The 13,987-nt window shown below is 41.2% G+C and carries 14 protein-coding genes; 8 read left to right on the top strand and 6 right to left on the bottom strand.

Features of this window, described 5'->3' with window-relative positions:
• Window positions 1-25: 25 nt before the first annotated feature.
• Entirely contained in the window at window positions 26-586 is a 561-nt protein-coding gene (locus MTO98_RS03180; RefSeq protein ID WP_243485187.1) for an EcsC family protein, read from the bottom strand.
• Between the two features lie 103 nt (window positions 587-689).
• Between MTO98_RS03180 and MTO98_RS03175 the strand changes: the two genes are divergently transcribed.
• Entirely contained in the window at window positions 690-1,175 is a 486-nt protein-coding gene (locus tag MTO98_RS03175) for a hypothetical protein (RefSeq protein WP_243485186.1), read from the top strand.
• An 82-nt stretch (window positions 1,176-1,257) separates the two neighbouring features.
• On the opposite strand, the gene gldD is transcribed toward MTO98_RS03175, so the two are convergent.
• Window positions 1,258-1,869 (bottom strand): gliding motility lipoprotein GldD, encoded by a 612-nt coding sequence (gene gldD / locus MTO98_RS03170; protein ID WP_243485185.1) that lies wholly within the window; start codon window positions 1,867-1,869, stop codon window positions 1,258-1,260.
• Complete coding sequence (locus MTO98_RS03165; protein WP_243485184.1) at window positions 1,833-2,639, bottom strand: shikimate dehydrogenase; 807 nt, start codon at window positions 2,637-2,639, stop codon at window positions 1,833-1,835. Before MTO98_RS03165 ends, gldD begins: the two co-directional genes overlap by 37 nt.
• 365 nt (window positions 2,640-3,004) lie before the next feature.
• On the opposite strand from MTO98_RS03165, the gene MTO98_RS03160 reads away from it, so the two are divergent.
• Window positions 3,005-5,716 carry an ATP-binding protein gene (locus MTO98_RS03160; RefSeq protein ID WP_243485183.1) on the top strand — a complete coding sequence of 904 codons (2,712 nt, stop codon included), beginning with the start codon at window positions 3,005-3,007 and terminating at the stop codon, window positions 5,714-5,716.
• A gap of 607 nt (window positions 5,717-6,323) precedes the next feature.
• Here the strand turns inward: MTO98_RS03160 and pyk are convergent.
• Both pyk and MTO98_RS03150 read right to left on the bottom strand, forming a co-directional pair.
• Entirely contained in the window at window positions 6,324-7,763 is a 1,440-nt protein-coding gene (gene pyk, locus MTO98_RS03155) for a pyruvate kinase (RefSeq protein ID WP_243485182.1), read from the bottom strand.
• Between the two features lie 65 nt (window positions 7,764-7,828).
• A complete protein-coding gene (locus MTO98_RS03150; RefSeq protein ID WP_243485181.1) occupies window positions 7,829-8,254 on the bottom strand; it encodes an IPExxxVDY family protein in 426 nt (141 codons plus the stop codon).
• Between the two features lie 148 nt (window positions 8,255-8,402).
• On the opposite strand from MTO98_RS03150, the gene MTO98_RS03145 reads away from it, so the two are divergent.
• From MTO98_RS03145 to rnc, 3 genes are read left to right on the top strand one after another with little or no spacing between them, the layout of a single operon-like run.
• Entirely contained in the window at window positions 8,403-8,639 is a 237-nt protein-coding gene (locus MTO98_RS03145; RefSeq protein ID WP_031266521.1) for an acyl carrier protein, read from the top strand.
• Window positions 8,640-8,659: 20 nt separating this feature from the next.
• Window positions 8,660-9,913: a beta-ketoacyl-ACP synthase II gene (gene fabF / locus MTO98_RS03140; protein WP_243485180.1), complete on the top strand. Its 1,254-nt coding sequence runs from the start codon at window positions 8,660-8,662 to the stop codon at window positions 9,911-9,913.
• A 10-nt stretch (window positions 9,914-9,923) separates the two neighbouring features.
• Entirely contained in the window at window positions 9,924-10,649 is a 726-nt protein-coding gene (gene rnc / locus MTO98_RS03135; RefSeq protein ID WP_243485179.1) for a ribonuclease III, read from the top strand.
• Between the two features lie 11 nt (window positions 10,650-10,660).
• Here rnc and MTO98_RS03130 read toward each other — a convergent pair whose 3' ends face one another.
• A complete protein-coding gene (locus MTO98_RS03130) occupies window positions 10,661-11,470 on the bottom strand; it encodes a hypothetical protein (protein ID WP_243485178.1) in 810 nt (269 codons plus the stop codon).
• Between the two features lie 221 nt (window positions 11,471-11,691).
• Between MTO98_RS03130 and MTO98_RS03125 the strand changes: the two genes are divergently transcribed.
• The 3 genes from MTO98_RS03125 to nadD all read left to right on the top strand — a co-directional run bounded on the left by MTO98_RS03125 (window position 11,692) and on the right by nadD (window position 13,910).
• Window positions 11,692-12,567, top strand: coding sequence for a YicC/YloC family endoribonuclease (locus tag MTO98_RS03125; protein ID WP_243485177.1), 876 nt, complete (start codon window positions 11,692-11,694; stop codon window positions 12,565-12,567).
• A gap of 92 nt (window positions 12,568-12,659) precedes the next feature.
• Window positions 12,660-13,241 (top strand): guanylate kinase, encoded by a 582-nt coding sequence (gmk, locus tag MTO98_RS03120; protein WP_243485176.1) that lies wholly within the window; start codon window positions 12,660-12,662, stop codon window positions 13,239-13,241.
• A gap of 96 nt (window positions 13,242-13,337) precedes the next feature.
• Complete coding sequence (gene nadD / locus MTO98_RS03115) at window positions 13,338-13,910, top strand: nicotinate (nicotinamide) nucleotide adenylyltransferase (protein WP_243485175.1); 573 nt, start codon at window positions 13,338-13,340, stop codon at window positions 13,908-13,910.
• The last annotated feature ends 77 nt before the right edge of the window (window positions 13,911-13,987 follow it).

The following is a 13,987-nucleotide window of genomic DNA, read 5'->3' as shown; positions in this document are numbered from 1 at the left end:
CTCGCATAGTCCGCCACTTGATTTTCTATCCCACCTCAATCACTACATAATCCTTCTGCATCCGCTTAACCTGTTCGGCCATGCGTTTAATGAACAGGTAATTTGCTGTGCCGCCAATTACAGCCCCTACAACGGGCACCAGGCGTTCGGCGGTGCGGGTACCTAATATCATCAGCATTCGTTCGGCAATGCCTTCCATCATGCTTTTGGTAATAGCTACACCAGCTTCAACCCTTACCGATGTTGCCACTAACGACATGAAATCATCAAAACCATTGTCATAGGTACCCCTGTAATAATACATGATACCCATAATAGCCCTGAACTGCTGGGTGATCAGGTTGATGAAATCAAAAGGGATCCCTGCTATCAGCGTAAACATGCCGCCACTGCCCGCCATAGCACCGGAACCTGCCGCAAGACAGGCGCATTGGTTAATAAAACCTTCGAGGCCAAGTTTATCAACACCATTTTTTATTTTAAGCTGATCGATACCTTCAAATATTTTCTTAAACCCGCTATGGGCAAGGCTTTCGGTATGCAGCCGGATATCAGTACGTATTTTATTGATTTTGATGAGTTTCATTGTTGAGTTATTATTAAACCGGAAACCCGGCATATTTATAACAGCGTTATCGATAAGCATGTTTTAAATTGCTCAATATATTCTAAAACCTATCTTTATTGATATGAACTGGATCTTACGTAAAAGCAATAAGTTTGATTATCATACAAATCTTAAAGAAGTTATAAAGCCGATATTTAATGATATCGCCGACCTGAATTGGTTGGTAACTGATTTAGAGTATTGTGTTTGGGATGGTAGCCAGCCGCCGATTAGTATGGATGATGAATATCGGATACTAAATGCTGCAGAGTTTAAAGCTGTGGCCAACACCGAAATGCAAATTATATGGGGCATATTTCTCGGCGTGCCTCAACAAATCCAGATACAGGTTGATTTGAACAATTTGCCTTATGCAGAAAATACAGCTATCGTTTGGAAAAACGGTAATATTCAATATCCAGGAGCGGTTGTGGAAATTATTTGCTTTGATAGCGGATACACCATCATTAAATTTATGGACGAAGCACTTTCAACTAAATTTAAAGCTTATTTTGAAGAAGCAATTGAGTTAGAAAAGTTCAAAAACAAATCAGCTCCATATTATTAACCTTTAAACCTATTTTCTTAGGTTTCACTAATTCAATAGAAAGACACCTGCCTCCTGGTTCTTCAAGTCTTGCCTCTACACCCTACTTCCACTTAAAGCTTTTGATCATCACAGCCATATCCTGCTTTATAAAATTAAGTACAGGCTGGATGGAATCAAGCCGGGGCTCGCTATTAAAATATAGTGCTCCACGGATATAGTTATGCGTACTGTCTGTAAGGAAAAACTGGGCAGACGAGGCTGCATTGCCATCTATGGTATAATAAATACCATAAACCTTTTTATCGGCATAATGGATAATACCTTCATCAATAGATGTTGCTTTAACAGTATGCTTAAAGGCAAACGTGCGTGCATCTTCAACCAATTGGTGAAACTCTTTTTTTGAAGTGATGGGCTGATAACTTAAATGCAATGTGGCATTAAACTGCGGAAACTGCATATTTACCCAGCAAGGTTTAGCATCGCGTTTTTTATCGGGTTCGATATTAGCGTATTTAGGGTAGGTAAAGGTATACGGGCAACCGGCAGCATAATCCTGGTATTCTTTTTTGGGGAATGGGATACGATAAAAACCACGTGGCTTAGGCGCGTAGTCATGATTACTGCCGCACGCAGCCAGAAACAGCAATGCCGCTACTAAAAGGGTTAAATACTTCATGGATGCTTCTCTTTTGAGTTCCAGATCTCCCATGATTTTTCGGCTTGTAAAACTAACATTTCATAGCCATTCTTTGTTACAGCACCTCGCTCGCGGCCTTGCTTTAAAAACAGGGTTTCTTCAGGGTTGTATATCAGGTCGTATAAAACATGACCGTCTCCTATAAAATCATAGGGGATAGGCGGGCACTCATCAACCTTGGGGTAGGTTCCTAACGGAGTTGTGTTAATGATGATCTTATGCTGTGTTATATGATGCGGCTTAAGATCTTTAAACAAAATATTATCCGCATGGTGCGTTGGCTTCCGGGTAACAACTTTATAACTGATACCTAAATTTTCGAGTACGCACTTTACTGCTTTGGCGGCACCGCCATCACCCAAAATCAGGGCATCATCATTACCATCGCCAATTAAAGGCTTTAATGACTGCTCAAAACCGTAGATATCGGTATTGTACCCTTCCAACCTGAAATCATGGTCTTTAACCCCTATCTCGCCCGAAAATGCAGCTTCTATCGGGCTTTCGGCTGTTACCCTGATACAATTCACTGCACCAGCTTTGCGGGCATCGTGCTCTATCCAATCCAATAATGGCAAAACATTAATTTTATGAGGGATGGTTACATTAAGGCCACAAATGTCGGGATGTTCATCAAGCAGGTCCTGCAAATCTTTGATATGCTCAATGGGGTAGAGATCATAGCGCGCATCTGTAATGCCTTCGGCTTCAAATTTTTCAGTAAAAAATTTTTTTGAAAATGAATGAGAAAGCGGAAAACCAATTAGTCCGTAATGTTTCATGGGTAATTTTATAACAATACCAGCTGCTAAAGTAATCAATTATAGCTTTATGCCGGTCATGCCGTTTATAATGCCGTAATATTAACAACAAAACAAACAATTTTAACTATTGATTTAAAAAGCGCACACTGGAAAACATTCTGGATAAAAGTTATTTATAAGGAAATTTATATCAAATTAATTAATTCCCGGCACCGATAAAATTGTAATTTGGCCTCTATATCATGACCCCTATTACAATTACCCCTACCCGCCCTTTTCGAAGGCTCGTTTTACTTTTCTTTATTTTTTTGTGTGGTTTTATGGCTCAGGCCCAAAACAAGTCCAAGCCCGGTAAAGAACCAATATTGAAAATGCTAAGGGGAATGAAAAGCCAGGATTCGGCCGCTGTGCTTGCAAAAAATCTCATCGATTCGGCCCGGAAAAATAACAATAAACCGTTTGAAGCACGGGTATTACTGGCACAGGCCTATCAAGCTTACGGTATCGGGAACGAACACGATGCCTTAACATTTGCCCGTGAAGCCACTAAACTCGCAACGCCTGCCGATTCATTAACTTATGAAAAGTCGCCTATCATGGCCGCTTACATGCTGAGCCGCGAAGCCCAAACAGTTGAGGCCTTAAATGTTGCTTTTAAAATATTAAAGGAATGCGATAGCCGCGGATGGAAAAGTTTAAGTATTGATTGCCGCGCTTGCATTGCCGACATCTACCGGTCAATTGACAACCCTAAACAGGCCCTGCCATATGCAGAACAGGCTTCAAAAGATGCATTAAGTATAAAGGACACTGCTGCTTATATTTTCGCGCTGAGCAATATCTCCAACATACTTTCTGAACGAAGCATGTCATCCCCCACCAATTTGGCCAAAGCAACCCTCTTAATGGAGAAGGTACTTGATAAAAAGTATCAGCATTTTCTTTCAGATTTTAGCGTAGCCCGCTACCAGGGCAACCTTGGCCGCTTATACCTCATGACCAATCAGGATAAAAAGGCCGAAGACATACTGATGCAGGCACTGGCAACATCACGTAAAGGAGGTTTTAAAACGCTCGAAAAGCATAATCTTAATGAGCTTATGACCATGTATGTTGATCATAAGGATTTTAAAAAAGCTGTACAATACGGCGAGATGGCTGTTAATATACAACCCGAAGAACAAAGTAATATCACCATTCAAAAAAATATCTATGACCATTTAACCATTGCATATAAGGGCATCGATGATTATAAAAATGCCTTTAAATATAATTATCTGTATAGCCGGCTTAACGACAGCATCAACGCACTCGACAAAACACACGATGCTGCCGAACTGGATAAAAAATATCAGGCAGATAAACGCTTATTAATAGCCGCCACTCAAACTAAACTGGTTAAAGTGCAGCGCAATTTTTTAATTGCACTTGCACTGGTTATTGCTATAGCATCAGTTTTGAGTTACCGCTGGTTCATCATCAAAAAGAAAAGGGAAGCCGCTTTACTGGCCGAAGAACATAGCCAGCTGGAAAAACTGGATGCCATGAAAACGCGCTTCTTTGCCAATATAAGCCATGAGTTGCGCACCCCGTTAACGCTGATCATGGGGCCGGCAAATCAACTGATGAGTTTTAACAACTATGAAGATGAGCAAAGGGGAATGTTGCAAACTATATCAAACAATAGTAAAAAGCTGCTTAATATAGTTAATGAACTGCTCGACCTTGGTAAACTGGAAGCAGGGAAATTAGTTATAACTCCAAAAGCCGTTGCATTATCTTCATTTGTAAAAACCCTGTTTCAGGCGTTTGCATCAGCTGCAGAATATAAGGAAATCAATTACAGCTTGCTTAACTCTGTTAGCCCAACACTTTTCGTTTTACTCGATCAGGAAAAGTTTGAAAAGATAGCCAACAATTTAATCAGCAACGCTATCAAATTCACCCCGCATACAGGCACTATTACCGTAACTGTAGCTACAAAGCCCAACATGATTGAATTTAGCGTGGCAAATACGGGTATGGGTATCCAGCCAAATGACCTGCCGCATATTTTTGACCGTTATTATCAGGGCAAACATGATGAAGCGCCGCTGGAAGGCGGAACAGGTATTGGCCTTGCTATAGCACGCGAATTAACTGAACTTTTGGGCGGGGGGATTACGGTAGAGAATAACTGGGAAAAGGGTGCAGTATTTAAAGCCTGTATTCCCCTTAAAATTGCCAGCGAACCTGCTGTTGAAATAACTGTTGATGAAAATGACTTTAAAGTTGCCAGGTTTGGTAAGCCTGATACCGGCCAGCAACTGATCATGCTTGTAGAAGATCACCATGAAATGGCGGCTTATATTGCAGATATTTTACGCCCTCTGTACCGGCTCATTACGGCCAATAACGGCCGCGAAGCATTAAAAAAGCTCCAGGAACTCCCTGCAACGCCCAGCCTCATCATTTCAGATGTGATGATGCCCGAAATGGATGGCTTTACCCTGCTTGAAACCCTGAAACAAAGCCCAGCTTATTGCAATATCCCGGTGATTATGCTTACGGCGCTGGCTGATACAAGACATAAACTCAAAGCGCTTCATACAGGCGTTGATGATTACCTTACCAAGCCATTTTTAAGCAGCGAGTTACTTGCACGCACTGCAAACCTTATCAACAATGCTGCTGCCCGTTCAGGGGCCACTGTTCCGGACGATGAGGACATAATTATTGTAGCAAACGGTCAGCAGTTTGAGCAAGCCACAGAAAGCCCGGATCTCGTACTTTCACCGGCCGATTTATCCTGGCTTGAGGAACTGGAAGTTATGGTACGGAAACATACCGGTAAAACGGATCTCACCCTTGCCGCGCTGAGTTATGAACTTGCCATCAGTGAGCGTCAATTGTTTCGCCGCATAAAATCAATTACCGGGCTTACCCCTAACAAATATATCCGCGCTATACGGTTACAAATTGGGCGCGAAGCTATTGAAAGCGGTAAGTACCGCACCATTGCCGAAGTATCATACGCTGCAGGATTTGATACCCCCGCATACTTCAGTAAATTGTTTAAAGAACATTACGGCCGAGACGTTAACGAATTGCTTTAAACCTCATGTTGGGCTGTCATTTTAGTTAGTCTTTTTAGTTTTCAGGCATATTTTAACTTCAAAGATGGCTTTTTTAACACAAATGGCGGTTTTGTGAAGTTAAATGGCAGTTTTATTATATTGTTTATGGGCAGCTTTGTTACATACTATTCCCCCTAATACAATGACTGTAATTTTTAACAAGGATAAGCCCGATATTGACAATAGCCAACCTCATGCTATTCCTACCATTGGCAAAACATCTGCCGCAATATGCCCAAGATGTAAAAATAAATTTTGCGACAGGATAAAGAGGGGAGCCCTTGTTAAAATATTACTCCCCTGGCTTCAGGTAAAACATTACCGCTGCGACAAATGCTTAAATCGCTTTTACAAACGCGGATAGCCTTTATTAAAGAAACATCTACCTTTTATTTTTTAGGATAGCAAGAGAGATCAACCCATTCAACCTAAACTGGATTATGTTTGATTTTAATTGTGCTTTGCCGGTTTATCTTCGGGTAGCCGGCATTGTTTTTACGCCCGTTTCCAGGGTGTAGCCCCAACAAAAAAGCCCGCCAGTTATCCCGGCGAGCCTTCTTCATTAAAAGTAAGATCTTAAATATTCTTATTCAACAACGCTCAGTTTAAGCGTGTTGGTTTTGCCTTGTTTAATAATAGGCGTTGAAGCTGTATTAACAACCACATCGCCCGATTTGATCAGGTTTTCAGCTTTAAGGATCTCATTAACATCGGCAATAGTTTGATCTGTGCTTTCCAGCTGATCATAGTAAAATGCCCTTACACCCCAAACAAGGCTAAGCGCATTTAATAATTGCTTGTTCGACGTAAAGATATATGTACTGGCTTTAGGCCTGTGGCTTGATATTTCAAATGCAGTATAACCCGAAGTGGTCATTGAAACGATACCAACTGCATTACTTTGCTCAGCAATGTGTACGGCAGATTCGCAAAGCGCATTGATCAGGAAATCCGGAGATGACTGATCTTTAGCTACTGCCTGTTTAGGAGCATTAAAAGGATAGCCTAACTCTTCAACATTACGCACAATTTTGGCCATAGTTTCAATAACGATAACCGGAAACTCACCAACTGATGTTTCACCGCTTAGCATCACAGCATCGGCACCGTCAAGTACTGAGTTGGCAACGTCATTTACTTCGGCACGGGTTGGGCGCGGCGTAGTGATCATTGATTCAAGCATCTGGGTAGCTACGATAACCGGTTTTGAAGCGGCACGGCATTTACGGGCAATCATTTTTTGCAGCAATGGCACTTCTTCAAGCGGCATTTCAACACCAAGGTCGCCACGGGCAACCATTACACCGTCTGTAGCGGCAATAATAGCATCAATATTATCAATAGCTTCCGGTTTTTCAACTTTGGCAATAACCTTAGCTGCCGAACCGTTGCGTGCTATAATACGTTTCAGGTCAATAATATCCTCGCCTGTGCGCACAAAAGATAGGCCTATCCATTCAACATCCTGTTTAAGGGCAAATTCAAGGTTGATCAGGTCCTCTTCGGTTAAGCTTGGGATAGATACTTTGGTGTTTGGCAGGTTAACACCTTTACGTGATGTTAAAATACCGCCGTGAACAACCTCACATATAACTGTATCAATTTTGTTGGTTTCAATAACCCTTAATTGCAGTTTACCGTCATCAAGCAAAATAATTTCATTTGCCTGTACATCCTGAGGGAAGGTATCATAAGTAATATAGATCTGCTCATCATTACCAATACACTCATGTGTAGTAATTTTAATGTGCGTTCCGTTAACTAAATGAATACCGCCATCCTTTACCAGGCCTATGCGGATCTTTGGGCCCTGCAAATCGGCAAGGATGCCTACGTTTGTTTTGTATTGCTCGTTAATCTCACGGATAAGATCGATCACTACCTTATGATCTTCGGGCTTACCGTGCGAAAAATTAAGACGGCAAACGTTAACACCTGCCTTGATCATCGCTAATAAAACATCTTTTTTAGCTGATGCCGGCCCCATGGTGGCAACAATTTTTGTACGATTATAGTATAGTTCCATATTATTCGGGTTAAAACTGGAGGATATTTAATGATTTTAAAACCAACACCTTTTTAAATTCGGCGCTAAAATAACAGATTTTCCCGTGATTTTATTTTTTTTGGGTCAATCTTTACGGCTGCAACTATCTCAGGTATTTTATTGAGCGATGAGATGATCGTATCAAGCTCATTATCATCTATATAGTTACGGATCATTAAAAAATAGTCGGCGCTTTTTATTTCTGGTACCAGGTAACCATCAGAGCCTTTATTGCCAATAAAGAAGAAGTCGGTTTCGGTAGTTTCCCAACTGTAGCGGTATAGTGAAAACAAAACAGGCTCAGCCCCGGGGTAAATATCTACTTCCAGGTCATCGGTTTTTGAGAAATTAAAATTTAAGTACTTGTTTATAAGAAAACAAACCCGGTAATCTTTAAGTGAGCTTGTTACTGCAATGAGCACAAAATCAAAATCGATCTCAAACTTTAAAAATTTCCTGTTCAAAATCATTACTTTTACGCCGTCAAAATTACTAATACAAACTGTTTCAATAAAATTTTGTTTAGAGATTTATATTGTAAAAGTTTTAGATTTGTTTATTGACAGAATTTATTTTTCTTTGCACTGAATTTTTATTAATCATTAAACTATAAAGACTATGTCTGATATCGCTTCAAGAGTAAAAGCTATTATCGTAGAAAAACTGGGTGTTGACGAAAGTGAAGTTACGCCAGAAGCGAGTTTCACCAATGATCTTGGTGCCGACTCGTTAGACACCGTGGAATTAATCATGGAGTTTGAAAAAGAATTTAACGTGGCTATTCCTGACGATCAGGCTGAAACTATTGGTACTGTTGGCCAGGCAGTTGCTTACCTTGAAAAAAACGTTAAATAAGAACTCCCTAACTGGATTAAATGGAGTTTAAAAGAGTTGTAGTAACCGGGCTTGGAGCACTTACTCCTATTGGTAACACTGTTTCAGATTATTGGAACGGACTGATCAATGGAGTAAGTGGCGCTGCCTTGATTAAGAGTTTTGATACAGAAAAATTCAAAACTAAGTTCGCGTGTGAAGTGAAAGGCTTTGACGCGGATGGTTTTTTAGGTCGTAAAGACGCCCGTAAATTGGATCCCTTTGTACAATACGCTTTATTCTCAACAGAAGAAGCTGTAAAAGACGCGGGATTAGATTTTTCAAAACTGGATACCAGTCGCATTGGCGTTATCTGGGGTTCGGGTATTGGTGGTTTAAAAACTTTCCTTGATGAGGTTACGGCCTTTGCAAAAGGGGATGGTTCGCCACGTTTTAACCCGTTCTTCATCCCTAAAATGATCGCAGATATAGCCCCGGGCCATATTTCTATCAAATATGGTTTGCGCGGCCCTAACTTCACAACCGTTTCGGCATGTGCTTCATCAAATAACTCACTGATTGATTCATTTAACTATATCCGTTTGGGTAAAGCTAATATGTTTATCAGCGGTGGTTCTGAAGCTATTATCAACGAAGCGGGTATAGGTGGCTTTAACGCCATGCATGCATTATCAACCCGTAATGATGATCCGGCAACGGCATCGCGTCCGTTTGATTTGGACAGGGATGGTTTTGTGGCCGGTGAGGGTGCAGGTACCATTATTTTAGAGGAATTAGAACATGCTAAAGCCCGCGGCGCAAAAATATACGCCGAAATGATGGGCGGCGGCATGAGCGCCGATGCTTACCATATGACAGCACCTCACCCTGATGGTTTGGGAGCTGCATTTGTTATGCGCGCTGCTCTTGAAGATGCTAACCTTACACCTGCCGATATTGATTATGTGAACGTTCACGGCACATCAACCCCAATCGGTGATCCGCAAGAAATTAAAGCAATACAGGATGTGTTTAGCGATGATATATACCGTATCAACATTAGCTCAACCAAATCAATGACAGGCCATTTACTTGGGGCTGCCGGCGCGGTTGAAGCTATTGCATCGATACTGGCATTAAAACATGGTATCATCCCTCCAACCATTAATCACTTTACTGATGATCCGGCATTTGATCCTAAGATCAATTTCACTTTCAATACCGCCCAAAAACGCGATATTAATATTGTGCAAAGCAACGGATTTGGTTTTGGCGGACACAATGCTTCTGTAATATTTAAAAAGTACGAAGATTAATTGTGGTTTGATGCCTATCAGTCGGTTCTACAAGCTTTATATATCACCCAACAGGAAGTATGTTAAAATTTTAAAGAATTTGCTCGGCTTTGTGCCGGGCAATTTGTCTTTATACCGCATGGCTTTTCGCCATAAATCGGTAGCTCAAAACATCAAAAAGGGGGTGAAGAACAGTAACGAACGCCTTGAGTTTTTGGGTGATGCCGTATTGGGCAGTGTTGTTGCTGAAGTACTTTTTAAATTATACCCTTATGAAGATGAGGGATTTTTGACCGAATTGCGCTCAAAAATAGTAAGCCGTGTTAACCTTAATGCGCTCGGCAAAAAACTTGGCTTTGATAAACTCATTGAATATGATAACCGAATGCTTAACTCAAGCAGGCAGGGATCATTGCTTGGTGATGCTTTTGAAGCTTTGATAGGTGCGGTTTATTTAGATAAAGGCTATGACTTTACTAAAAATTTCCTCATTAACCACATCATAAAGCCCCATATTGATATCCATACGCTTGAGCAAACTGAAACCAATTTCAAGAGCAAGCTCATTGAATGGTGCCAGCGCCATGGCCGTGATATTATTTTTGAACTGGTAACTAACCAGGATGGTGAAAGCACCAAACTATTCACCGTACAGGCCAGTGTTGACGGCGAAGTTATGGGATCTGGTAAAGAGTTCAGTAAAAAGAACGCCGAAAAACTTGCTGCCGAAAAGGCCTGCGAAACTTTGGGCATTTAACCTTAGTTTTTTTAAAGCGGTAGTTTCTTTTCCTTTTTTAGCTCCACAGGCCCCTCACCAAGCTTTACGGCTGAGTCTGGCACGATGAATGTTGGACTGTTGAGTTTTTCAAGCTTTTCTTTTTCACTGCTATTCTTGTAATATTCATACGCCCGTATGGTATGCTTAATCAGGTCATAATCAGTCCATGCTTTAATATCCTTGTAGGTAGGCGTATAATAATTCATGAACTTACGTGCAAGGCTATCCGTAGCCAGCCCGGTATATTGCTTTACAAAAGGTATGTTATAGTGCTTGTGAATTTCGGCCTGCTCCAGTTCGCTTTGAGCATTTTGCGCAAAGCGACGGGCCCGGTTAGGAGTTGTGCCCAAAAGCTCATACAAACCGGTTACAGGATTGCTTAAAAAAGATAATGCCGGCGGTCTTCCGTTATAAGTAGAACCTTGTTTCTTGTAATCTTTCAAAACCTCGTTTATTTCCTGCCTTTTGGTTTGACCAACAACTTTTACCTCATCTAACTTAATTACAGGCTGCATATAAACCGGCATATCACTATTATTAAGCACTACCACTTTTTGGGGAGTATAATCGTCCCTGGTAAAAAGCAGGGTATCGCCAACACGGGTTTTTATGCTAAACCAGCCAACATCGTCGCTAAGTATCAGTGTTTTGGTATTCAGATCTTTAACAAAAACTTGTCCTACACGCTCGTTGGTCACTTTTTTAGAAATAACTCCTTTTACCGTAAACTCCTGGGCCGAAACATGAACGGTTATAAGGCATAGAACGCCTGTTACAAGCAGGTATAAATAGTTGCGCATCAGTGATAATTGAACGTAAATATAGGAACTGTATTTTATTTGAAATGTGAAAAAGTGTTAAAGCGCTTCGCGCTGGTGGTTAGAGGTTGGTGATTAGAGATTAGGTTTCCCTTTGCTCGGTGAAGTTTCTGTGTCTTGTTATTTGAATTTCTTAAAACCTGCATTGTCTTAACCTCTAATCTCCGATCTCTAACCTCTAACTAAATTTGCTATCTTTGCGCATGATAAAATCCATGACAGGGTATGGAATTGCCAGTTTTGATTCGGGCAATACAAAATATACCGTAGAGGTTAAATCCCTGAACAGCAAATTTTTAGAATTATCACTTCGTTTACCGAAGATTTTTGCCGAAAAAGAGTTTCAGTTGCGTAACGACTGCAGCAAGCTTATTGAACGCGGTAAGGTTAATTTATCTATCAATACCGAACAGGTTAGCCAATCGGTAAAAGCGGCCGGTATCGATAAAGATCTGCTTAAACATTACTATAATCAACTTAGGGCTGTAAGTGAAGAGCTTGGCGAGCCAACAGGCAACCTGCTTCAGTTGGCGTTAGGTTTACCCGAGGTTGTGAAATACGAAGAAGATACCATATCTGAGGATGAATGGAAGGCCGTTGAAAAGACCTTTCAGCAGGCTATGGCCGCTTTCCAGGATTTTAGGGCGCAGGAAGGGAATGTTATTGAACAGGAGATAAAAGGCCGTATCAATACCATATTGAAAAACCTTGAACTTGTTGAACTGGAAGACCCAAAACGGGTTCCTTTGATCCGCGAGCGCCTCAATACATTTTTGGCCGAGGCCGCAAGCCGCGAGGCTATCGATCAAAACCGCTTTGAACAGGAGCTGATCTATTATATCGATAAGCTTGATATAACCGAAGAAAAGGTAAGATTAAAAGCGCATTGCGAGTATTTTATTGAAACCCTTAAAAATGCCGATGCAAACGGTAAAAAACTGGGTTTCATTTCGCAGGAGATTGGCCGTGAGATCAATACATTAGGATCAAAAGCCAATGATGCCAATATCCAGAAACTGGTTGTAGGCATGAAAGAAGAGCTTGAAAAAATTAAAGAACAACTGTTAAACGTATTATAGTTCATCAGTTCACTGGTTCATTAGTTCATTGGTTTTTCAAATCTTATGGACTATGCTACCAATGAACAACTGAACTAATGAACTAATGAACAATGGCCAAAGAAGGTAAACTCATCATATTTTCGGCTCCGTCGGGTGCTGGCAAAACCACAATAGTACACCACTTGCTTGGGAAAATCCCTGAGCTGGAATTTTCCATTTCGGCTACCACGCGCGAACGCCGCGGTGATGAGGTGCATGAACAGGATTATTATTTTATAAGCAAAGAAGAGTTTTTGCACCGTATTGCCAAAAAGCAGTTTGTTGAATTTGAAGAGGTTTATACCGGTACCTTTTATGGTACGCTACGCACCGAAATTGAGCGCATCTGGGCAAAAGGTAAAACTGTGATATTTGATATTGATGTGGAAGGTGGTCTTCACCTTAAACGCAAATACGGTTCTCAGGCACTTGCCATATTTGTACAGCCCCCATCACTTGATGTTTTGATTGAAAGATTGACCGGCAGAGGTACTGATAGTGAAGAAAAACTGAAAGAACGCTTTGCCAAAGCAGAAAAAGAGCTCAAATACGCTCCACAATTTGATATTATACTCAAAAATTACGATCTTGAAACGGCCTGCAATGAGGCAGAGGAATTAGTGAGTACGTTTATTGGCCCCCCGGCCCCCTAAAGGGGGAGTACAAAAATCCCATTTTGTACACCGGGACATTTTAATCTACAAAACTTTTAATTTCCCCGCCAGGTGGCGGAGGTTAGGGGGCACCGCATGAAGATAGGCTTACTGTTTGGTTCGTTTAATCCTATACATATAGGGCATTTGATTATCGCTAATTACATGGCAAACCATACCTCACTTGATAAGGTGTGGCTGGTGGTATCGCCCCAAAATCCTTTTAAAAAATATGGCGACCTGATCAATACTTATGACAGGTTGGAGATGGCCCGATTAGCTACAGATAACGCAACCAATATTACCGTAAGCGATGTAGAGCTAAAACTGCCTCAACCATCGTATACCATTGATACCCTTGCCCATTTAAAGGAAAAATATCCGGAACATGAGTTTGCCCTTATTATGGGCTCTGATAACCTCGGCACCCTGCATAAATGGAAAAACTATAAACTTATTCTGCGCGATTATCGCATTTATGTATATCCGCGCCCCGGATATGAAAATGCCGAGCTGGCCGATCACCCTTCAGTTACCATCACCATGACGCCGCTTATGGAACTTTCTGCAACCTTTATCCGCAAATCCATCGCCGAAAAAAAGAATGTGCAATATTTTGTACCTGACCCAGTGTTGAAATTTATTGAGAGCAAGAGTTTGTACAGGTAGTTACAAAAAACGTCATTGCACGAAGCAATCGCGAACTACGCAGGGCGGACCTGCTAATCGGGGATTGCTTCGTACCT

Origin of the sequence: Mucilaginibacter sp. SMC90, from assembly GCF_022811725.1 — a bacterium.
In the GTDB taxonomy this organism is placed as follows: Bacteria; Bacteroidota; Bacteroidia; order Sphingobacteriales; family Sphingobacteriaceae; genus Mucilaginibacter.
This window is presented reverse-complemented; position numbering and strand designations above follow the sequence as displayed.

What these genes read in the sequence shown, in the direction of transcription:
- gmk (WP_243485176.1), top strand. Translation starts at nt 12,660, where the DNA reads ATGGCCAAAGAAGGTAAACTCATCATATTTTCGGCTCCGTCGGGTGCT.
- MTO98_RS03145 (WP_031266521.1), top strand. Translation starts at nt 8,403, where the DNA reads ATGTCTGATATCGCTTCAAGAGTAAAAGCTATTATCGTAGAAAAACTG.
- MTO98_RS03150 (WP_243485181.1), bottom strand. Translation starts at nt 8,254, where the DNA reads ATGATTTTGAACAGGAAATTTTTAAAGTTTGAGATCGATTTTGATTTT.
- gldD (WP_243485185.1), bottom strand. Translation starts at nt 1,869, where the DNA reads ATGGGAGATCTGGAACTCAAAAGAGAAGCATCCATGAAGTATTTAACC.
- MTO98_RS03125 (WP_243485177.1), top strand. Translation starts at nt 11,692, where the DNA reads ATGATAAAATCCATGACAGGGTATGGAATTGCCAGTTTTGATTCGGGC.
- nadD (WP_243485175.1), top strand. Translation starts at nt 13,338, where the DNA reads ATGAAGATAGGCTTACTGTTTGGTTCGTTTAATCCTATACATATAGGG.
- MTO98_RS03165 (WP_243485184.1), bottom strand. Translation starts at nt 2,639, where the DNA reads ATGAAACATTACGGACTAATTGGTTTTCCGCTTTCTCATTCATTTTCA.
- MTO98_RS03180 (WP_243485187.1), bottom strand. Translation starts at nt 586, where the DNA reads ATGAAACTCATCAAAATCAATAAAATACGTACTGATATCCGGCTGCAT.
- MTO98_RS03175 (WP_243485186.1), top strand. Translation starts at nt 690, where the DNA reads ATGAACTGGATCTTACGTAAAAGCAATAAGTTTGATTATCATACAAAT.
- fabF (WP_243485180.1), top strand. Translation starts at nt 8,660, where the DNA reads ATGGAGTTTAAAAGAGTTGTAGTAACCGGGCTTGGAGCACTTACTCCT.
- MTO98_RS03130 (WP_243485178.1), bottom strand. Translation starts at nt 11,470, where the DNA reads ATGCGCAACTATTTATACCTGCTTGTAACAGGCGTTCTATGCCTTATA.
- rnc (WP_243485179.1), top strand. Translation starts at nt 9,924, where the DNA reads ATGCCTATCAGTCGGTTCTACAAGCTTTATATATCACCCAACAGGAAG.
- pyk (WP_243485182.1), bottom strand. Translation starts at nt 7,763, where the DNA reads ATGGAACTATACTATAATCGTACAAAAATTGTTGCCACCATGGGGCCG.
- MTO98_RS03160 (WP_243485183.1), top strand. Translation starts at nt 3,005, where the DNA reads ATGAAAAGCCAGGATTCGGCCGCTGTGCTTGCAAAAAATCTCATCGAT.